This is a genomic window from Brevibacillus migulae (assembly GCF_004521915.1).
GTDB lineage: Bacteria > Bacillota > Bacilli > Brevibacillales > Brevibacillaceae > Brevibacillus_F > Brevibacillus_F migulae.
This window is the reverse complement of record NZ_SDKD01000009.1, coordinates 111,556-130,255: the sequence shown is the minus strand read 5'-3', so window position 1 is coordinate 130,255 and position 18,700 is coordinate 111,556. Positions and strand designations below refer to the sequence as shown.

Genomic DNA, 18,700 nt, shown 5'->3' with positions numbered 1-18,700 from the left:
TTTCATGAGCCAGTTTGAAACCGTCATCGGCTTGGAGGTTCATGCCGAGCTATCGACCAACAGTAAAATCTTTTGCGGGTGCCCGACCGAATTCGGAGCGCCGCCCAATACGCATACATGCCCGATCTGTCTGGGCCATCCTGGTGTCCTGCCTGTGCTCAACAAGCAAGCTGTGGAGTTTGCCATGAAAGCGGCGCTCGCGCTCAATTGCGAGATTTCCCGCGAGACCAAATTCGATCGCAAAAACTACTTCTACCCGGATTCGCCGAAGGCTTATCAGATCTCGCAATACGATCAACCGATTGGCTACAACGGCTGGATCGACATCGAAGTGAATGGCGAGAAGAAGCGCATCGGGATCACGCGCATCCATATGGAGGAGGACGCGGGGAAACTGACCCATGCTCCCTATGGCGGCGGCTCGCTGGTCGACTTCAACCGCGTCGGTGTGCCGCTGATCGAGATCGTTTCCGAACCGGATCTGCGCTCGCCAGAAGAGGCCAAGGCGTATCTGGAGAAGCTGAAAGCGATCCTGCAGTACACCGAAGTGTCCGATGTGAAAATGGAGCAGGGCTCGCTGCGCTGCGATGCCAACGTATCGATCCGCCCGGTCGGACAAGCCGAATTCGGCACCAAGACCGAATTGAAAAACATGAACTCTTTCCGTTTTGTGCAGACGGCACTGGAATATGAAGTCGACCGCCAAAAGCACGTGATCAAAACCGGTGGGAAAATCATTCAGGAAACACGCCGCTGGGACGAGGGCGAGAAAAAGACGATTTCCATGCGCTCCAAAGAAGAAGCCCATGACTATCGCTATTTCCCAGACCCTGATCTGGTGAAATTGCAAATCCCGGAAGAGTGGATCGATTCCGTGAAGCAGACGATTCCCGAGCTGCCGGACGCGCGTCAGACACGCTATGTGGAGCAATATGGCCTGTCTTCGAATGATGCCGGAATCATCACCATGACCAAGGATTCTGCAGATTTCTACGACGAAACGGTCAAGACAGGCGCAGATCCGAAGCTGGCTGCCAACTGGTTGATGGTAGAGCTGCTTGGATATCTGAACGCCAACAACCTGGAATTTTCCGATGTGAAAATCACCCCGCAAGGCCTCGGGGAAATGATCAAGCTGATCGAAAAAGGAACCATCTCCTCCAAGATCGCCAAAACCGTCTTCAAGGAAATGGTGGAGACCGGCAAAGATCCGGCAAAAATCGTGGAAGAGCAGGGGCTGGTGCAGATCAGCGATGAAGGTGAGCTGCAGCGGATCGTCGAGGAAGTGGTAGCAGGCAATCCGAAGGTCGTACAGGATTTCAAAAACGGCAACGAGAAAGCGCTCGGCTTCTTTGTCGGCCAAGTCATGAAGCAAACCAAAGGCAAAGCGAATCCGCCGATGGTCAACAAATTGTTGAATGACGTGTTATCCAAACAATAAACACAAAAGAGGGATGCTTACACAAGTAAGCCATCCCTCTTTTTTTAATTGGCCGCGACGGCATCCTCATGGACGTAGAGCAGCCAGGTTTATGCTATTCGCTTTGCTGGGCCACATTCGGACGTGCATTCCCCATCTTCCCGATTTCCGTAGGGAAAGGAAGTTGTTCGACAAGCGATTCAAACATCCGTGAATCAAGGATTACTTCTTGAAATGCCTGAACCACCTGATAATCATACTTGTCACCAATTCCCTTTTTCAGCTCTTCCATCGCGAAGTCATGGGACATGGCAATCCGATATGAGCGGCTGGTCGTGATCGCGTCATACGTATCGGCCACAGCGAGGATTCGGGCTGACAGCGGGATCTCGTCCCCGCGCAGGCCATAGGGATAGCCGGAACCATCCAATCGCTCATGGTGATAGAGGCACATTTTATCAATACCTTTTTCACAAAGCGGCGCGATATCCTTGACGATCTCAAAGCCTTGCACAGGATGCAGCTTCATAATCGAAAATTCCTGTTCCGTCAGCTTTCCTTTTTTGTTCAGGATGTGCTCCGGGGTAGCGATTTTCCCGATATCGTGCAAAAGCCCCCCCATAAAGATGTTGAGCGATTCTTCCTCTGGGAGCCCCAGATTGACCGCAGTCACATAGGCGTAGGTCGCAACGTTTCGAGAATGATAAGAGGTGTATTCATCTCGAGCATCCACGCTTTTGGCCAGCGAATAGATTGTCTGCAGGAACAATTGACTCAGCTCTTCATTTTTGGAGTACAGAGAAGTTGTCATCGACTCCAATGATTGGGCCATCAATTGGATGGTTTTCTCCAAAAGGATCAGCTCTTCGCTTTTTTGCATCGGCCCGCGTTGCTTGAGCTTGAAATCCCCCTCGGCAATCGCTTGAATTTGCTTGGTGATGGCGTCAAGCGGGCCGACGAGAACCCTTGAAAGCAGTGAGCCCAAAACGATGGAAGTAACTATGACCGCAAGTAAAATGATCAGATCTCCAATCAATTTGCCATGGAGGACGGAGTCAATGGTTGTGGTGCTCGCAACCGTTATCAAGATTCTCTTTCCGATAGGCGTATCTAAGGCTGTATACGTTTTATATACGTTTTGTCCATTTGCATGATCAGCTTGTGTCACGGTATGTCCGGTTTGCTGCACTTGTCGAATCGCATCCTGATCTGCAGGAGTCTCATAGGAATAATGGCCATAAGGGACGGGAAGATCAAGGATTTCCGTTTCAATGCCTACTTTTTCCGGCTTGCCAAACGTTGCTGGATTGACAATCGCCATTTCGAGCAGGTGGCTATTCTCTTGGACCGCTTTGCCCATAATGGCCTCGGGACCGGAGATCTGGTTATTGACCCTGCCGATTCGGGCATCCCGGATATATGGATTAATCATGAAATCCGAAGTGCCATCAAAGTAATACCCCCATTTATCCATGTGCTCGGGATTCGATTCCGCTACAGAGATGGGACCCGCCCAGTAATTGGAGAGCTTTTGGCCGAGCGAGGTGGTCACAGGCTTGCGGTCAAATAATTCAATAAGGGAAGCATACCAATAGTCGCCCCAGTTTTTTGCATTCAAGCCGATTTCCGCTTCGTCCGTACTCATGACGCACACGATATCCGGGCGCCCGGGTTCTTTGGAGTCCTTACGTACGAACAAGGAAATATGAGAGACTTTTACATCATCTCGTACCTTCTTCAGTTCTTCGAGGGTAATATCTTTCAGTTTTTTGTCAGCAAGGGCGAGTTTGATCGCGACGCTGGCAGAATAGAGCTGGTTGCCCAGACTGGCTTCCATTTCTTCCATCATGTCTTCAGAGGTCTCAATGCTTGTCTTGATCATCTCAGCTTCAGCTTTTTGCCATTGCTGGGCGCTGCTCTCAAGCTCTCGTTTCGTTGTCAAGATGCTGGCGATGGAACCTAGAATAAAAACACTCGAAATCGTGATGGCAATGATCATGGTGACTTTTCTTCGAAATGTCATGTGTATGCTCCTTGCTCCTAATTATCCTAATACACTATACCCGAAAATCCGGAATGAAAACTTGTCAGTAACTAGAAAGTAGGTGAACATTCCTTGACATCTTGAAGGGAAGACGATAGGATGTTGTTAGATATTTAGAGAGTTATCTAATAATCTAAAAGAACCGCATGAAAAGGTTGTGGCCACATGAATGATACGTTCAAAGCTTTAGCAGACCCTACACGGCGACAGATCATTCGTCTTTTAAAGGAGCGAGATATGTCAGCGGGGGAGATCGCCGATCATTTCAGCATGACAAAGCCCAGCATCTCTCACCACTTGAACATTCTCAAGCATGCGAAGCTGGTCCTGGATGAGCGGAAGGGTCAAAGCATCCTGTATTCCTTAAATACAACGGTGGTACAGGATGTGATGGGGTGGTTTTTTGAGATTATCGGTGGGAAAACGGAAGAGGAGGGAAGCAAGCATGAATAGATTTGTCATGATGATTATCTGGTCTTTGCCTTTGCTGGCGGGTATCTTTACGTATGGTGATCTTCCAGAGCAGATGGCCGTCCACTTCAACAGCGAGGGGATTGCAGACGGATTCCAGAGCAAGCCGCTGTTTTTTGTGATCTATGTCGTGATCAGCTCGGTGATTATGGGGGCGCTCCTGTTTACGCGCAAGCTCGATCCGAAAAAACAAAATTACGAGAAATTCCCGAAAGCATATGAAGCGATCCGCTTTGCTGTCCTCATCTTGTTGAGCGTATCGTATCTATTTCTGGTGATGAACAATCTGGGTGTTTCTTTGGACGTGCGCATTTTCGTCCATCTGCTGCTCGGGTTGGTCTGGGTCATCGTCGGAAACTACTTGGGGCAAGTCCGGAGCAATCATTTCATCGGCATCCGGACACCATGGACAATGGCGGATGAGGGGATCTGGCGCAAGACCCACCGGATGGCGGCTCCCGTTTGGGTATTGGCTGGATTGCTGCTCATACTGGCTGCTTTTCTTCCTGCTTTGCGGGAAAGTCCGATTCTGGTGCTTAGCGTCATCATCGTTTCCATCGCTTTGCCCATCGTGTATTCCTTTATCCTTCACCGGCGTATGCAACGATAGGCGGGCCATGCACAAGCGGCAGGAAAAGCTTGCCAAATGCAATTGGCAAATTTATACTTCATGGTATTGAAAGAATGAAGGAGTGGTTGGGATGTATGTGATCATGAACGTGCCAGCAAAGGTTGCAAGAAGAACAGGAATGAATCGACTCGTCTAGCCAAAAGCCGAGCTCTCTCCCTGTGATCCTGCTGGCAACCGAAGCATGTGATCGATCGTACATGAGGGGGAACTACCGTTGAGCAACCATTTCTTTTTTAAAATTCATCGGGATCTTTTGCGTGAAGGCCCGGGGAACAATGAATCGACACGCAGGGCATATCGCATGTTGTCTGAAGTGCCAAAGCATCCGCACATTTTGGATGTCGGCTGCGGGCCAGGCGCGCAGACGATCGAGCTCGCGAAGCTGTCAGCAGGAACCATTACGGCTGTCGATACGCATGAACCTTTTCTGGACGAATTAAACCGGCGTGCACAAACAGCTGGAGTAAGCGAACAGGTGACAGCCCAAAAAGCCTCGATGTTTTCGTTGCCATTTGCAGCGGGAAGCTTCGATTTGATTTGGTCCGAAGGCGCGATTTATATCATGGGCTTTGAACACGGCCTGCGTACATGGCGTCCGCTTTTGAAGCCGCATGGATCGATCGTCGTTTCCGAGCTGACCTGGCTGCGAGCGGCTCCGCCGGTTGAGATCGCCGAATTTTGGACAGAGAACTATCCCGGCATGCAGGATGTAGACGGGAATCTCGCACTCATTGAGCAAGCAGGCTTCGAGGTGGTAGGTCATTTCATCCTTCCGGAGGCAGGCTGGTGGGAATATTATCAGCCACTGGAAGAGCGAATCGCTGTCCTGCGCGAGCAATACAAAGACAACGAAGAAAAGCTGGCACATTTGGCTGTTGCCCAGCAAGAAATCGATCTGTATCGACTATACTCCGCCTACTATGGTTACGTATTTTATGTGATGCAAGCCAAATAAACATGGATAACCGAGCTCATTTACAAGATGAAAAGGAGTTGGACCGATGGGCTCAACTCCTTTTGCTGATGTTAAAGGATTTCTAATAACATGTTTTATCAGTTTGACATTATGCAATCGTGACATGAGGAAGGGAAGAGAGGGACGGGCGTAGTTTTTTGCCATACCTACAAAGGTGGAGCTTACAAAAACGGTACACGCTTGTCGCGCAACCTCGTCGGTTGAATATGCTTCCTTGAAACTTTTGCGCGACGTACCGTTTTTGTAAGCGGAACCGGACAGTAAACACTTCCTTGCGGGTGTGGCAACTACGCAGCCCCGCCCTCTCTTCCCTTCCCCCACCACAATGTTTGACAACAGAGAGATAAGAAAGAGAGGGAAAGCACATGTCAGCACCATCCATTGAGATCATTTCCGTAAATGTAGGAAGACCGCAGCGTTTGCTATACCAAGGAAAAGAAGTCGAGACAGGCATTTTTAAAGAACCGGTTGAAGGTGAGCTCTTTCTTTCCAAAGTCAATCTGGATGGCGATGAGCAAGCCGATCTCGTGTACCACGGTGGAGTGGAAAAGGCCGTCTGTGTTTATCCATACGAGCATTACCCGTATTGGGCTGAGCGATTGGGAAAAGAGATGAGATTTGGGGCTTTCGGTGAAAACCTGACTGTGACCGGGCTGCTTGAGGATGAAGTATGCATCGGGGATATTTTTCAGTGGGGAGAGGCAGTCGTCCAGGTAAGCCAGCCTCGGCAACCTTGTCACAAGCTGGCGAAACGGTATGATATCCCGGAGCTGGCATTATGGGTCCAGGAAACCGGCTATACCGGTTTTTATTTCCGCGTGCTGCAGGAAGGGATGGCAGGAAAAGATCATCAGCTCCGCTTGCAGTCCAGACATCCAGCGGGCATCACCTTGGCTTATGCCAACCGAATCATGCATCAGGACAAGAAAAATCAAGAAGCACTGAAGCGCATTTTGGCTGTGGAGGAGCTTTCGACAAGCTGGCGGGAGACGTTCACCAAGCGGTTGACAGGGGAAGTAGAGAATACGGTGAAACGGATCAACGGTTAGGCTATAATAGGGGAAGAAATAGGGTCGAAGGGGATTGAGGCACTATGAAAATATTGTCCGTGATAGGGGAAAATGTACCGGCTGGAAAAGGAGGCTCCCCATCCGATACGTTTGACCGTTCGATTGCCACTTATGAGGAAAACGGAGCAACCAAGACCATGACGGTCACCTATGTCCGTTACTTTGAAAAGCAGCTGGCAGAGGAAGGCATCTATGATCAGGAAGCGGGGGGCATCCCGGTCAATCGCATCGTCAGCGTGCTCTTTTTGGAAAAACATCCTGATGGGAAAACAGGAAGACATTATTATAATGATTTTGCATCGTTCAAGAAGCTGTTCGAGGGATTTTCGCTAGAAGTCTTCAAACATAAGTACAAAGAAGCAACCTTTGTGACGCAATGACAACGAATGCAGGATCGTCCTCTTACCAAGACGATCCTGCTTCTTTTTCCGCCATGCCTGGAAACGTGATGGTAAAGACAGTGCCCATCTGCGGCTTGCTGTAAACGGATACGGTGCCGCCGATCGCATGGATCACTTGATAGGAATACGTCAGCCCCAGTCCCGTACCGCTGGACTTGGTAGAGAAATAAATAGAGCCCAAGCGGTTGATTTGTTCGGCATTCATACCGACACCGTTATCCTTGATCACCAGGACCGCTTCGTTTTCCTTTTTCACCAGTTTGAGGAGCACGGCGCCATGCTGAACATCCGCGCAGGCTTCTATCGCATTTTTGACGAAGTTCACCAGTACCTGCTTGATTTCATCGGGGTTGGCCCATATCATGACGGGAATATTCGGTGTCTGCACCTGAAGGAGTACATTATGCATATTGGCGAATGGAGACATCACATCGCGGATGCTGATGAGCTGCGCAGACAAATCGAGCGGTTCATGTTTTTGGGTAAGCGGCTTGGAAATGGACAGATATTCAGAGAGAATGGATTCCGTGCGCTGAACTTCATCCAGGCAGATGTCGATATATTGCTCGAGCTTGACGAGGTCCTGCTTGTCTTCCTGGATCAATTTCAAAAATCCTTTGACAGCTGTCAGCGGATTGCGAACTTCATGCGCGAGCGAGGCCGCTACATGACTCATGGTTTTCACTTTTTCATTTTGGACATGGCGGATGTAGATTTCCTTATCCGCTACGGACTTGCTGAACAAGGTCATCAATAGCCAGATGCCGAGTGATGTCTGGACAGGGATAAAAATGATATGGAAGGTCAGATGTTCCATGACGTAGCTCGGGAAAAAATAATAGGTAAGGGTAAGAGGAATCAAAGAAAAGACAATACTGGCAAAGAACGTGACCATATTTTTGCGGTAGGAGGCATTATACAGTTTTGAGATATACAGGGATAAGCTGAAAACGATGGCCTGGATGAGCATGGCGACCCAAGCTCCTTGCCCACCGATATAGGCACGGTATAGGGCAAATTCGATCATGAGAAGAATCCCCGTCTGCAGTCCGCCATACACGAGCCCGAAAAACAAAATGACATAGCGTATATCAAAAATGAGACCATCAACCACACTGGCAGCGAATGTCATGGACAGCAGCAGGCAGATTGAGCTGGTGACGAATATGAAACGTTTGCTGTAATTGCGGAGTTTATCCCGGTAGTAGATACTGAAGACGACCATCGGGATCAAAGTAAAGAAGATTTGCAAAATCATTTGTTTGGCTAGACTCATGGTTCATCCCCGTTCTCGACAAACTACGTGCATCCCTCCTCTTTATTTCGACTAAATTTGGCAGAAAACCTTCCCATTTGCAAGTGCGAGGAAATTCATTTATACTATATTGAGTTTTCATAAAATTAAAAAAGTCAAAGAGGAGTCATATGAGAGAATTAACAAAGAGAGAAATCATTACTGTAGGTTTGATGTTGTTTGCGTTGTTTTTTGGAGCTGGCAATATGATTTTTCCGCCTGCCTTGGGACAAGCGGCAGGTACGAATGTATGGACGGCCATGCTCGGTTTTATTGTGACTGGGGTAGGACTCCCGCTGCTAGGTGTCATAGCGATTAGTGTCGCCGGAGGGAATTTGCATACATTGGCAGGCAGAGTCCATCCGCGGTTTGGCGTGATTTTTACGGTGATTGTCTATTTGGCGATTGGGCCATGTCTGGCAATTCCGCGTACGGGAACGGTCACGTTTGAAATGGCGATCCTGCCGTTTTTGCCGGAGGCTGCCAAGGACAGCTGGCTTCCTTTGTTTCTGACTACGGTGATTTATTTTGCCATCACGTATTGGCTGGCTCTGAATCCATCCAAACTGGTGGATCGCATCGGGAAGATATTGACCCCGGCCTTGCTGTTGATTATTGCGCTGTTGTTTGTACAATCTTTGCTGAAGCCGATGGGGGAAATCGGCAGTCCATCGGAAGCTTATCAAGCCGCACCCTTTTTCAAAGGCTTTCTCGAAGGGTATCTGACACTTGATGCCTTGGCTGCACTGGTGTTTGGGATTGTCGTTACGGCATCCGTGGAGGCACTCGGGGTTACAGAGCGTAAAACGGTCTCTTGGGCAACGATCAAAGCTGCGATCATTGCCGCAGCCGGATTAGGCATGGTCTACCTCGCTCTGGGATACATCGGAGCAACCAGCATAGCGCTGGGACAATCGGAAAATGGCGGGCAGATCTTAACCGGGGTCGCCAATCACCTGTTCGGCCCGCTGGGTACCATTTTGCTGGGCTTGGCCGTCATGCTGGCGTGCCTGACCACATCGATCGGGTTGGTAAGTGCGTGCAGCCGTTTCTTTTCCGAACGATTGCCGCGTGTGTCCTACCGCACGATGGCTACGATCCTGTCGATATTCAGTGCGGCAGTCGCCAACGTAGGCTTGACCCAGTTGATCTCGATTTCCGTACCTGTGCTGATGGCGATTTATCCATTGGCGATCGTACTGATGCTGCTGGCTTTCCTGCACAAAGCATTCAAGGGCTATCGGGCTGTGTATGTAGGAGCCGTGATCGCTACAGCTGCGATCAGTCTGGTAGATGGGTTGAAGCTATTGGGGCTGCCGGTAGAGTCTATCACCAATCTGTATAAAAATCTGCCGCTGTATGCGGAAGGCATCGGCTGGTTGCTGCCTGCCTTCGTTGGCGGTTTGCTCGGGTTTTTATGGAGCGGGATGAGACCGAAGCGAAAAGTAGAAAAACGCGATTATCGGGAGATGCCAAGTAATTAGATGAGCGGATGCGGAGTGATTTGCTGGAAAAGTGGCATGCTAACAAGTAAAACGGCAGGTGACGGAAATGATTCCCTACTTTTTGCTGAAGGCATTGCTGCTGCTTTCCTCGATCGGTCCTGAAGCGCCGATGCATGCCATCCACTCCGCTCAGATGAGCATTCAGGAGTTTGACTTAACCTTATATGATTGGCGCAAAGGAAAGGAGATTCAATTGAGTCATCCTTTCTTTGTGCTGAAGAGCGTTCGGGCTGAACCGGACGATACAATTGTCTTCCAAGGCGAAAGCGGCGGGATGGCGGGAACCATTTTTGTGCAATTTTACACACTGTCTGGCCGCTTGATCCCCGTTGCGCCGGAAAAGCAGAGGAGTGTCCATGTAGACAAAAAGAAGCGGCCTTTTGAGGTCGCTTCGGTTATTCCCGTCGAGTTGAGAGGGAAACAAGGCGTTGTGCAAGTGACGTTTCAAGGGGAGAAGCGCGCCGCTTTTCTCCTCAGCGTCTTATTCTAATTGGTGGAAGCGTTTTCTTTGCAAGAGGGACAAATGCCTCTGATTTCGATGTACACGTCATCTACGGCAAAACCTTCTGCAGCCTGCAGCTCGGCGATCGGAAGCGGGAGCGGGTAATAACAGTCCGTAATCTTGTCACAGATCTTGCAAACCAGGTGGTGATGGGTGTCGATATTGCCGTCATAGCGGGTGATGCCGGTATGGCTGTAGATTTCTTTCACCAGCCCGTGCTTTTTCAAGATCCTCATGTTGTTATAAATGGTGGTCGTGCTCAGGGAATGGAAGCCTGGATAGTTGTCGCAAATCTGGCGGAACAGCTCTTCCACGGTAGGATGATTCCGGTTGTGATACAGATTATGCAAGATGACCCGACGCTGTGGAGTCATTCGGATACCAGCTTGCTGGAGCACCTCTGTCGCTTTTTGCATCAGTCTGTCAGCCATGCGCGGCAACCTCCTGGCGTTGTAGTACATCTACGATTTGGGCGTATTCGGGTTGAATCAGACCATTTCCCCAGCGGCGCATATGGCGAAGCCGATCGAAATAGACGACAGACAAGGATGGAACTTGCTTGATTCCCTCCACCTCCGGAAGCAAGATTTCCAAGCTGCGGCTGACCTCGCGATTGGCATCGCTTAAGAGATGGAACGGGAGCTGAAGCTTCTCACGGAATGATTTAAGCGCAAAGATACTGTCGATGCCGAGTCCAACTATACGGATATTCTGCTTTTGCAAGGCTTCGTGATGGTCGCGGAACCAGGTCAGATGCTGCTCGCTCTCGTCCATGAAAGCGAAGGGGAAAGAGAGGATTATCAGACCATCGGTTTCTTTGAGCAATTGGCCAAAGGAGACGCGGGTTCCTTCTGTGGAGGGCAAGGAGTACTTATACAATGCTTGAATCCGTTTCATCAAGGATCACCTCCGTGACATATATTACAGTTGATAATGATTTTAATTAAATAATTCTTTTTTTTATCGTAACATCTATATGAGTATTTATCAATAATCATTCTAAAATTATAATATTTATAGCGAATTGGTGAAATCGGTTGATTCACCTTGCGTTTGTTGGTATATTTCATCATAGCAAACGAGATTTAGAGGAAAGAGAGGCTGTCCTCCGTGAAAAAAAGTGGAGCATTGATTATCGGTCATGGTTCCAGCAATGCATCCTGGGTGGCATTGGTGGATGAAGCAGTCAGCACTTTGGACGTGCCTGTACCCGTGGTTACCTGTTTTTTGGAGCAGGTGGAAGGCCGATTGATTGAAGATGGAATACGAGCCTTGGAAAGCCAGGGCGTAACGCATATTATTGCAGTGCCGCTCTTTGTGGCATCAGGAAGCACTCATATCGATGAGATCGGGTATTTGCTCGGCATTCATGACGAAAAAAAGGATGAAGAGTGGGAACGCATCGAGACTTCGGCTACGATCACCTATTGCCCGCCGATGGATGATCATCCGCTGATCGTCCAAATCCTGCAAGAGCGCGTACGTGAGCTTTCCGCTGATCCGGAGTCAGAAGTATTGTTGTTGGTCGGTCATGGCGCTGACGAAGGCGAGTATCATAAAAAGTGGGAAGGTGTCCTGCAGCGGCTGGCCGTTACGCTTCGCAATGAGCTGGGGTTCAAGGGAGCGACCTATGGAACGCTGCATCCGGATAATGTGAGCGATCGGGCAAAGGCTGTGTCGAAAAAAAATCGGACCATCGTGCTGCCGCTGTTCCTCAGTGAAGGCTACTTTACGAAAAAGGTGATCCCGAGCCGACTGGAAGGAGTCGAATCCATTTACAGCGGCAAGACCTATCTGCCGCACCCGATGGTGACCCGATGGATGCAGGAAACGATTGAACGTGAACTGAGCAAGGCAAACTGAATAGCAGTAGAGAAATAATCTTCCTATGCATATAAGCAAATAGGGAGATTTTTTTCGGTCGATAGGAGCGTGCTGCAGTGGAACCTGTTACCGTAAAGGGCATCAGCAAATGTTTTGGTACGATCACCGCAGTGGAACCCCTGACATTTTCCATCCGAAAAGGGGAAGTGCTTGGCCTCATCGGTGAAAATGGAGCGGGGAAAACAACGACGATGAGGATGATGGCCACCATCTTAAAGCCGTCCACCGGGGAGATCCGCATCAATGGCTATTGTGTTCAGAAAGAGGCGATGGCTGTGCGTACCCAGATCGGGATTCTTTTCGGTGGGGATGTGGGCATGTACAATCGGCTGACCGCACGGGAGAACATCGCCTTCTTTGGTACACTTTACGGGCTGGCAGGGATGGAGTTGAACAAGCGGATTGACGATCTGGCAGACATGCTGGAAATGGGCGCTTTTATCGACAGGCGCGTAGGCCCGTTTTCACGCGGGATGAAGCAAAAGGTCGCCATCGCGCGCACACTCGTCCATGATCCCCAGGTCATCTTGCTGGACGAACCGACGACGGGTCTGGATGTCAGCGCTGCGGTGATCTTCCGCCAATTGATCACGACGATGCGCCAAGCTGGAAAAACGATTCTTTTTTCCAGCCACAACATGGGCGAGATCGAAAAGCTGTGCGACCGTGTGGCGATTATGCATAAAGGAAAGCTGCTTTTCCATGGGACGATTCCCGCCTTGCGGGCGAAAAGCAGCATTCATGATCTGGATGATCTGTTTGTGCACTTGGTGACGGGAGGGAAGCCGATTGAGTAGCCGACACGTCTGGATGATGTTTCAGAAAGAACTGCTCGATATCTGGCGGGACACCAAGACATGGATTGCCGCTCTGGTCATCCCCTTCCTCGTCATTCCTTCCATCATCTATCTCATGACCCAATCGATCAGCAATGTAGAGCAGGAAGCGCGAGCCTATGTGCCGATCGTCATCACGGGGGACACCAGTCAGGGGCTTGTCGCGCATTTGCAAAAGGAACCGGGTGTCAAGCTGCTGACCGCTGCTGATCCGATCCAAGCGGTCAAGGAGGGAGCGGCACGGGCCGTGATCATGATTCCGCCCAAGCTGGATCAAGCGCTGCGGCAGGGGGCGCTCGTCAACATGGAAGTCTGGTATGATGCCGCCAACCAAAAATCGGTATACGCCAGGGAATTGATTGAGAAGAGTGTCCGCACCTACGAAGAAGGGATTGTCAGCAAGCGTTTGGAGGCAGCGGGGCTTACTTCTGCTGCGATGCATCCGATCAGCCTATCCGTTTCCAATCTCGCTTCCCAGGAGAGAGTCTCCGGGAGCATGCTGGCTTCCATCGTTCCCTTGATGCTGATGCTTGCCCTCGCCTCGGGGGGCATCCCGGTAGCAACCGATATCGTGGCGGGGGAAAAGGATCGCGGGACGCTCGAGACGCTGATTACTGCCCCCGTATCCGCCCAAAGCATCCTGACGGCCAAGCTGCTGACGGTCATGACGATGGGCTTGGTCAGCTCGTTGGCCTCGGGGGCGAGCCTCATGTGGGTGCTGCGCATGCAGCCAAAGGAGGGAGAGAAGCTGACCATTAGCTTTCTGCAGCCGGAAAGCGCCGTGCTGCTGCTGGGGACGCTTGTCCTCCTGTCTGCCTTCTTCGCCGCAGTGGAGCTGTGTCTCAGCACGATTGCCCGCTCTCCGCGGGAAGCGCACATCTATATGACCCCGGTCGCGTTTCTCGCATTGATTCCTTCTTATCTAATCATGCCGCTGACACCAGCAGACATACCTTTTGCGTATTATCTCTTGCCTATTTTTAACGGGGCGGCGCTGTTAAAGGAAATCTTCTACGGCCAAATCGAACCGTGGCATGTGCTGATCGTGCTGTCCACTTCACTTCTGTATGTGGTGCTGACGATCAGTCTGGCAGCGGCGCTGTTCCGGAGGGAAGGGCTGCTGGTGAAATGAGGGAAAACACCGTTCTTCGGAAAGAACGGTGTTTGTCTTATGTCGGGTCTTTATGGCGAGCTTATCGATACTGATTGTGAATCGGCTGGAATAAATCTTCACCTGTGTTGCGAACGACTGAAAAATGATCGACGTTGTAATGACCGTGGAGTATGCGATTGTGGTGGCTGATGATCTGTTCCGCGGACAATGTGCTGGAGCCAGGGGTCGAATGGCCGTCTCCCACCAGCGTGACATCGAACCCATTGACGGTTGCGGTGCGCACGGCTGTATCGATACAATATTCGGTCGCGCAGCCCATGATGACCAGATGCTTGACGTCATGCGCAGTTAAAAAGGATAGCAGGGGAGTTCCGTAAAACGAATTGGTCGCTTTTTTGTCAAAGATGTGGGCTTCCAGCGGCACTTGGATGTCCGCATGGATCTGAAAGCCATCTCCTTCGCCTTTCGCGACATCCTTGTCCCTCACGAACACGAGCAGGGCGTCTGCCTGCCGGGCCTGGGTGATCACCGTGTTAATGTTTTCAATCAGCGTTTCTTTTTGAAATACGGATTTTTCTCCATCTGATCCATCGATTAAGGCTTGCTGCGCATCAATGACGAGAAGAGCTTGCTTCAATCAAACAACTCCCTTTCATGGCATGATAGGAAACGTTGCGGGAAATACAAGTATATATTTGTCATCGCCATCACCTCGCTTATCCTTGTTGTGTTACATATATGACACGCCTATGGAAAATTCCTCTATACAACCATATTCAGGATCGATATAGTATTCGGTAAATGAAAAAAGCAGGTGGTTACGGTGAATGCCCAGTGGCGGGGGAGTATCTTTGTATTTTTGTCAGCGGCTGGCTTTGGAGTCATGTCCATCCTGGCTGAGTATGCGTATCAAGTGAATGTAAGTATAGCGAATCTGCTGTTTTGGCGCTTTTTGCTGGCGGCTGTCCTCTTTTTTCTCCTGCTAATCGGGAAAAAGGAAACGCTGCGCGTAAATCGGAAACAGTTGGTCGCGTTAATTGGCTTGGGCGGGGTGCTTTATACCCTGCAGTCGTTCAGCTTTTTCTCCGCTGTCGACTATATCTCGCCTTCGATGGCGGCACTGCTGTTATACTCTTTTCCGATTTTTGTCTCCATTCTTTCCTATTGGCTGGAGAAGGAAAAGCTGAACAAGCAGACGTTGGGAGCCATGCTGCTGTCGGTTTGCGGCTTGGCGCTGGTCTTGGGGAATGCGTTTGACGGTCTTCATCCGTTGGGCATTTTGTTCGGGTTTGGGGCTGCCGTTTTTTATTCGTTTTATATCGTGTTGGGAAATCGGGTGGTGCAGACACTGCCGCCGCTGTTGACCAGCGCCTATATTTCCTTGTTTGCTTCGGTGTCGTTTTTGCTGTTTTCCTTTGCGGGAGACGGGTTGCGCTACGATTTGCCCGGACAAGCATGGGGAGCGATCGCAGGGATCGTCTTGTTTTCTACGGTAATGGCCATCGTCTGTTTTTTTGCGGGGCTCCGGCTGATCGGGGCGACGAAAGCTTCCGTCTTAAGCACGATCGAGCCCGTCGTTACCAGTGTTATCGCTCTGCTCTTGCTCGGAGATCAGCTGTCCTTGGCGCAGATGGCGGGGGGACTTTTGGTGCTGTCCGGGGCAGCGCTGATCGTCATTACGCGTTCAGGGGAAAAGAAAGAGCTGAGGCTGGAGATTAGTGAGAAGTAAAGAGGGGATCTAATGGAGGCAAAGCACAGTGTGCTGCTACGTGACAGATGCGCAGCAGGCATTGTGCTTTCATTTTTTCTTGGGGACGGTGAACCTTTTGCTCACGATCCGCGACTACCTTTATGAAAGCAAAAACAAAATCAAGGAGTGATCTTCATGAATAAATCCAATCAAAACTACAACATCAATCTGGCGGAGCTGGAAGGACTGCTGGAGCTTGCCTCCGACAAAGTGCCGCAGCTGATCTCCGGGATCATGAAAAGCTTCTATACAGAAGAAGCGGGCAGCCAGATTGGGAAAGCGGTCGGTGTGCTCTACAAAGAGCTGATCGCTGCCGGCATGCCGCAGGAGACAGCGGTGAAAATGGCAACCGACTATATGGTTTCCCTGAAGGATGTCCTGAAAACGGCAGATATGCAAGATAACCATAAATAAAGGAAAGGAGGAATTCCTGAATGGAGAGTCTGGTGAGTACGGTTCGCTTGCTGAAACGCTACGGCGACCGGACAGTGGTGAAGGGGATAGACTTGCAGATAAATCGGGGAGAGGTGCTTGCCATCATAGGTCCCAATGGTGCCGGCAAGTCAACCACGCTCGAAATGGTCATCGGCGTGCGTAAGCCGGATGAAGGCACGGTACGCTACTGGTGTCAAGAACCCAATAAGCATATCGGGGTGCAGTTGCAAACCACTCCCTTTTTTCCGGAGTTGAACACACAGGAAAATCTTCGTCTGTTTGCCGCCTTTTACGGAGTCAACATCACGGATCAGCAGCTCAACGACACGCTTGCCCGATGCGGACTGGAGGGAGCCCGGAAAACCGATGCCTCCAAGCTGTCGGGCGGTCAGCAAAAGCGGTTGGCCATCGCCATGACGCTGGTGCACAATCCCGAGCTGATTTTTCTGGATGAACCAACGGCGGCGCTGGATCCGCGGGCGAGACATGAAATCCGCGAGCTGATCAGCAAGCTGGCAGCGGCGGGAACATCGATCGTGTTCACCTCGCATGATATGGAAGAGGTGGAGAAGCTGGCCACACGTGTGATCATGATCGCCGATGGGCAAGTGCGGGCAAGCGGAACCCTCGAGCAGCTGAAACAGAAGCATCAGGTTCACAATCTCGAGCAGTTGTATTTGACACTCACGGAGTAAAAAGAGGAGGAATCGAAAGTGCGCATGATCGTGTTCAAGACCATGCTGGGCAGCTTGTTTCGCGATGCTCAGACGTTGTTTTGGTCCATCGCCTTTCCGATCGGATTGCTGGTCGGTTTGGGTACGTATTTTGATGATCCGCAGTATTCGCAGCAGCTGCTGGCAGGCGTCCTGACGATGAGCGTCTTGTTTGGCTCGCTGAACATTACGGCTTTCGGGGTCCTGCAGCAGCGCAACCGCGGTGTTTACAAACTGCTGAAAGCCACGCCGTTTTCGATCGCTTCCTTCGTCAGCTGTCTGACGGGGGCACGCACGGTAGTGGGGTTGATCGTCAGTCTGGTTACATTGGCGGTAGGCATGATGGTATTCCATGTATCTTTCAATGCGCTCAGTCTGCTGATGCTGGTACTCATTTTGATACTGGGAACAATCTGTTTTGTCAGCTTGGGCTTTGTGGCGGCCAACTTCGCCCAAAATGAGGGACAGGTGAACATGATTTCCAACCTGACGGGGATGCCGATGCTGTTTCTCAGCGAAGCGTTTTACAGCCTGGAGAATGCGCCGGTTTGGGTGCAGATGCTTAGCAAATGCTCACCGTTTACGTACTTTGTGCAAGCAGCCGAAGCCACGGTGCAAGGGAATTTGTCCGCCGCTTTTTTCTACGCGCTGATTCTTGGGTGCTTCACGCTGCTTGTCCTGGCGCTGGCTGTGTTAAGTTTTCGCTGGGATTCAGAAAGTAAGCGGATGATCCGGTTGGGGAGTGCGAATTAATTGATCGATACGTAAAGCGGGCTGCCTATTGGCTGAGGTGCCCGTTTTTTGTTTTTTTGCTGACGGAGCATGGATCGAACCTCCCCTTTATTCTTTGCCATACTCGGAAGCGGGTACTATCGACTCGGCAGGGGGCAGATGTTTACTTACGCGTTAAACTAGCAAATTTTGAGAAGGAGCCTGTGATAAGATTCGCTATACTGGGGGAAGGACGTTGAATATTCGCCCGCGAAGAAGTCCCTGTCAAGTGGGGGACATTTTGTGATCCTTGGGGAAACAGAATCGGTTTTTTCGAGTATCTCGATAAAACAGAGGAAAGGGAACGCATGAAAACGATCTTGGCGGATCATCGGTGAGGCAGCAGTATGTTGTCGATGCGAAAAAATCGGTGGAGGATCGCAAAAAGTGGCATATAGATGGCCATGAGAGTGGCGGAGGAGAACGTGATGAACCAGAATGGAATCATATTAGTGGCCAGTGTAACCATATTCAAAGACGAAAAAGTGTTGATCATCAAAGAAAGTAAACCGAATGCCATCCAAAAGTGGAACTTTCCAGGCGGCCGCATGGAAGAGGGTGAAGAAATTCTGTCTGCCGCACGCAGGGAGGTAAAAGAGGAAACAGGGTTGGATGTAGAGCTTATAAACACAACAGGGGTTTATACGTTCATCAGCAGTGTAGGGAATCAAGTGATCCTCTTTCATTTTACAGGCAAAATTGCGGGCGGTGTGTTGAATAGAGAGGAAGGGATCCTCGAGTGCAAATGGGTAAAGGTATCCGATCTCATCAGCATGAAGCAGGATGAATTTCGTGATGGACGTGTGATCAAACAAATCATAAATCGGTTACGGAATCAACTCACTTATCCATTAGATCTCTTCCATGAAACAATTACCTGACC

The 18,700-nt window shown here is 50.3% G+C and carries 21 protein-coding genes and 1 pseudogene; 17 read left to right on the top strand and 5 right to left on the bottom strand.

The window, feature by feature from the left end:
- Positions 1-4: 4 nt before the first annotated feature.
- Entirely contained in the window at positions 5-1,441 is a 1,437-nt protein-coding gene (gene gatB / locus EIZ37_RS12490; RefSeq protein WP_134684937.1) for an Asp-tRNA(Asn)/Glu-tRNA(Gln) amidotransferase subunit GatB, read from the top strand.
- 94 nt (positions 1,442-1,535) lie between these two features.
- On the opposite strand, the gene EIZ37_RS12485 is transcribed toward gatB, so the two are convergent.
- On the bottom strand, positions 1,536-3,443 hold the full coding sequence (locus tag EIZ37_RS12485; protein ID WP_134684936.1) for an HD-GYP domain-containing protein: 1,908 nt from the start codon (positions 3,441-3,443) through the stop codon (positions 1,536-1,538).
- A gap of 186 nt (positions 3,444-3,629) precedes the next feature.
- On the opposite strand from EIZ37_RS12485, the gene EIZ37_RS12480 reads away from it, so the two are divergent.
- The 5 genes from EIZ37_RS12480 (at position 3,630) to EIZ37_RS12460 (ending at position 6,992) form a co-directional block, all read left to right on the top strand.
- On the top strand, positions 3,630-3,917 hold the full coding sequence (locus EIZ37_RS12480; RefSeq protein WP_134684935.1) for an autorepressor SdpR family transcription factor: 288 nt from the start codon (positions 3,630-3,632) through the stop codon (positions 3,915-3,917).
- Positions 3,910-4,545 carry an SdpI family protein gene (locus tag EIZ37_RS12475; RefSeq protein ID WP_134684934.1) on the top strand — a complete coding sequence of 212 codons (636 nt, stop codon included), beginning with the start codon at positions 3,910-3,912 and terminating at the stop codon, positions 4,543-4,545. Before EIZ37_RS12480 ends, EIZ37_RS12475 begins: the two co-directional genes overlap by 8 nt.
- A gap of 235 nt (positions 4,546-4,780) precedes the next feature.
- Positions 4,781-5,521 (top strand): class I SAM-dependent methyltransferase, encoded by a 741-nt coding sequence (locus EIZ37_RS12470; RefSeq protein WP_134684933.1) that lies wholly within the window; start codon positions 4,781-4,783, stop codon positions 5,519-5,521.
- Positions 5,522-5,907: 386 nt separating this feature from the next.
- Complete coding sequence (locus EIZ37_RS12465; RefSeq protein WP_134684932.1) at positions 5,908-6,591, top strand: MOSC domain-containing protein; 684 nt, start codon at positions 5,908-5,910, stop codon at positions 6,589-6,591.
- Between the two features lie 44 nt (positions 6,592-6,635).
- The gene (locus EIZ37_RS12460) at positions 6,636-6,992 is read left to right on the top strand and encodes a hypothetical protein (RefSeq protein WP_134684931.1); all 357 of its coding nucleotides are present in this window, start codon (positions 6,636-6,638) and stop codon (positions 6,990-6,992) included.
- A 22-nt stretch (positions 6,993-7,014) separates the two neighbouring features.
- Here the strand turns inward: EIZ37_RS12460 and EIZ37_RS12455 are convergent, their stop codons facing one another.
- Entirely contained in the window at positions 7,015-8,289 is a 1,275-nt protein-coding gene (locus EIZ37_RS12455) for an ATP-binding protein (RefSeq protein WP_134684930.1), read from the bottom strand.
- 149 nt (positions 8,290-8,438) lie between these two features.
- Here EIZ37_RS12455 and brnQ point away from each other — a divergent pair, with 149 nt between their 5' ends.
- Positions 8,439-9,791 carry a branched-chain amino acid transport system II carrier protein gene (brnQ, locus tag EIZ37_RS12450; protein WP_134684929.1) on the top strand — a complete coding sequence of 451 codons (1,353 nt, stop codon included), beginning with the start codon at positions 8,439-8,441 and terminating at the stop codon, positions 9,789-9,791.
- 67 nt (positions 9,792-9,858) lie between these two features.
- The gene (locus EIZ37_RS12445) at positions 9,859-10,302 is read left to right on the top strand and encodes a hypothetical protein (RefSeq protein WP_134684928.1); all 444 of its coding nucleotides are present in this window, start codon (positions 9,859-9,861) and stop codon (positions 10,300-10,302) included.
- Here the strand turns inward: EIZ37_RS12445 and EIZ37_RS12440 are convergent.
- Together EIZ37_RS12440 and EIZ37_RS12435 are read right to left on the bottom strand one after the other, a co-directional pair.
- Entirely contained in the window at positions 10,299-10,745 is a 447-nt protein-coding gene (locus EIZ37_RS12440; protein WP_167568827.1) for a Fur family transcriptional regulator, read from the bottom strand. The genes EIZ37_RS12445 and EIZ37_RS12440 overlap by 4 nt on opposite strands.
- A complete protein-coding gene (locus EIZ37_RS12435; protein ID WP_134684926.1) occupies positions 10,738-11,211 on the bottom strand; it encodes a redoxin domain-containing protein in 474 nt (157 codons plus the stop codon). Before EIZ37_RS12435 ends, EIZ37_RS12440 begins: the two co-directional genes overlap by 8 nt.
- Positions 11,212-11,424: 213 nt before the next feature.
- On the opposite strand from EIZ37_RS12435, the gene EIZ37_RS12430 reads away from it, so the two are divergent.
- The 3 genes from EIZ37_RS12430 (at position 11,425) to EIZ37_RS12420 (ending at position 14,166) form a co-directional block, all read left to right on the top strand.
- Positions 11,425-12,177 (top strand): sirohydrochlorin chelatase, encoded by a 753-nt coding sequence (locus tag EIZ37_RS12430; RefSeq protein WP_134684925.1) that lies wholly within the window; start codon positions 11,425-11,427, stop codon positions 12,175-12,177.
- 77 nt (positions 12,178-12,254) lie between these two features.
- Positions 12,255-12,995 carry an ABC transporter ATP-binding protein gene (locus EIZ37_RS12425; RefSeq protein WP_134684924.1) on the top strand — a complete coding sequence of 247 codons (741 nt, stop codon included), beginning with the start codon at positions 12,255-12,257 and terminating at the stop codon, positions 12,993-12,995.
- Complete coding sequence (locus tag EIZ37_RS12420) at positions 12,988-14,166, top strand: ABC transporter permease (RefSeq protein WP_134684923.1); 1,179 nt, start codon at positions 12,988-12,990, stop codon at positions 14,164-14,166. Before EIZ37_RS12425 ends, EIZ37_RS12420 begins: the two co-directional genes overlap by 8 nt.
- 61 nt (positions 14,167-14,227) lie before the next feature.
- On the opposite strand, the gene EIZ37_RS12415 is transcribed toward EIZ37_RS12420, so the two are convergent.
- Entirely contained in the window at positions 14,228-14,785 is a 558-nt protein-coding gene (locus EIZ37_RS12415) for a cysteine hydrolase family protein (protein ID WP_134684922.1), read from the bottom strand.
- 186 nt (positions 14,786-14,971) lie between these two features.
- Between EIZ37_RS12415 and EIZ37_RS12410 the strand changes: the two genes are divergently transcribed.
- From EIZ37_RS12410 to EIZ37_RS12385, 6 genes and pseudogenes are all read left to right on the top strand, one after another.
- Positions 14,972-15,877 (top strand): DMT family transporter, encoded by a 906-nt coding sequence (locus tag EIZ37_RS12410; protein ID WP_134684921.1) that lies wholly within the window; start codon positions 14,972-14,974, stop codon positions 15,875-15,877.
- A gap of 156 nt (positions 15,878-16,033) precedes the next feature.
- Positions 16,034-16,312 (top strand): hypothetical protein, encoded by a 279-nt coding sequence (locus tag EIZ37_RS12405; RefSeq protein WP_134684920.1) that lies wholly within the window; start codon positions 16,034-16,036, stop codon positions 16,310-16,312.
- Positions 16,313-16,332: 20 nt separating this feature from the next.
- Entirely contained in the window at positions 16,333-17,028 is a 696-nt protein-coding gene (locus EIZ37_RS12400; protein ID WP_134684919.1) for an ABC transporter ATP-binding protein, read from the top strand.
- Positions 17,029-17,052: 24 nt separating this feature from the next.
- The gene (locus EIZ37_RS12395) at positions 17,053-17,799 is read left to right on the top strand and encodes an ABC transporter permease (RefSeq protein WP_134685011.1); all 747 of its coding nucleotides are present in this window, start codon (positions 17,053-17,055) and stop codon (positions 17,797-17,799) included.
- 218 nt (positions 17,800-18,017) lie between these two features.
- Positions 18,018-18,155 (top strand): annotated as a pseudogene (locus tag EIZ37_RS26405) (VOC family protein); the annotation flags it as partial.
- A 60-nt stretch (positions 18,156-18,215) separates the two neighbouring features.
- A complete protein-coding gene (locus EIZ37_RS12385; RefSeq protein WP_328591357.1) occupies positions 18,216-18,698 on the top strand; it encodes an NUDIX hydrolase in 483 nt (160 codons plus the stop codon).
- Positions 18,699-18,700 lie beyond the last annotated feature (2 nt).

Excerpts from the sequence above, each read along its gene's own strand:
- EIZ37_RS12485 (WP_134684936.1), bottom strand. The coding sequence starts at position 3,443 with ATGACATTTCGAAGAAAAGTCACCATGATCATTGCCATCACGATTTCG.
- EIZ37_RS12455 (WP_134684930.1), bottom strand. The coding sequence starts at position 8,289 with ATGAGTCTAGCCAAACAAATGATTTTGCAAATCTTCTTTACTTTGATC.
- gatB (WP_134684937.1), top strand. The coding sequence starts at position 5 with ATGAGCCAGTTTGAAACCGTCATCGGCTTGGAGGTTCATGCCGAGCTA.
- EIZ37_RS12465 (WP_134684932.1), top strand. The coding sequence starts at position 5,908 with ATGTCAGCACCATCCATTGAGATCATTTCCGTAAATGTAGGAAGACCG.
- EIZ37_RS12445 (WP_134684928.1), top strand. The coding sequence starts at position 9,859 with ATGATTCCCTACTTTTTGCTGAAGGCATTGCTGCTGCTTTCCTCGATC.
- EIZ37_RS12405 (WP_134684920.1), top strand. The coding sequence starts at position 16,034 with ATGAATAAATCCAATCAAAACTACAACATCAATCTGGCGGAGCTGGAA.
- EIZ37_RS12395 (WP_134685011.1), top strand. The coding sequence starts at position 17,053 with ATGATCGTGTTCAAGACCATGCTGGGCAGCTTGTTTCGCGATGCTCAG.
- EIZ37_RS12385 (WP_328591357.1), top strand. The coding sequence starts at position 18,216 with ATGGCCATGAGAGTGGCGGAGGAGAACGTGATGAACCAGAATGGAATC.
- EIZ37_RS12435 (WP_134684926.1), bottom strand. The coding sequence starts at position 11,211 with ATGAAACGGATTCAAGCATTGTATAAGTACTCCTTGCCCTCCACAGAA.
- EIZ37_RS12475 (WP_134684934.1), top strand. The coding sequence starts at position 3,910 with ATGAATAGATTTGTCATGATGATTATCTGGTCTTTGCCTTTGCTGGCG.
- EIZ37_RS12460 (WP_134684931.1), top strand. The coding sequence starts at position 6,636 with ATGAAAATATTGTCCGTGATAGGGGAAAATGTACCGGCTGGAAAAGGA.
- EIZ37_RS12480 (WP_134684935.1), top strand. The coding sequence starts at position 3,630 with ATGAATGATACGTTCAAAGCTTTAGCAGACCCTACACGGCGACAGATC.
- brnQ (WP_134684929.1), top strand. The coding sequence starts at position 8,439 with ATGAGAGAATTAACAAAGAGAGAAATCATTACTGTAGGTTTGATGTTG.
- EIZ37_RS12440 (WP_167568827.1), bottom strand. The coding sequence starts at position 10,745 with ATGGCTGACAGACTGATGCAAAAAGCGACAGAGGTGCTCCAGCAAGCT.
- EIZ37_RS12400 (WP_134684919.1), top strand. The coding sequence starts at position 16,333 with ATGGAGAGTCTGGTGAGTACGGTTCGCTTGCTGAAACGCTACGGCGAC.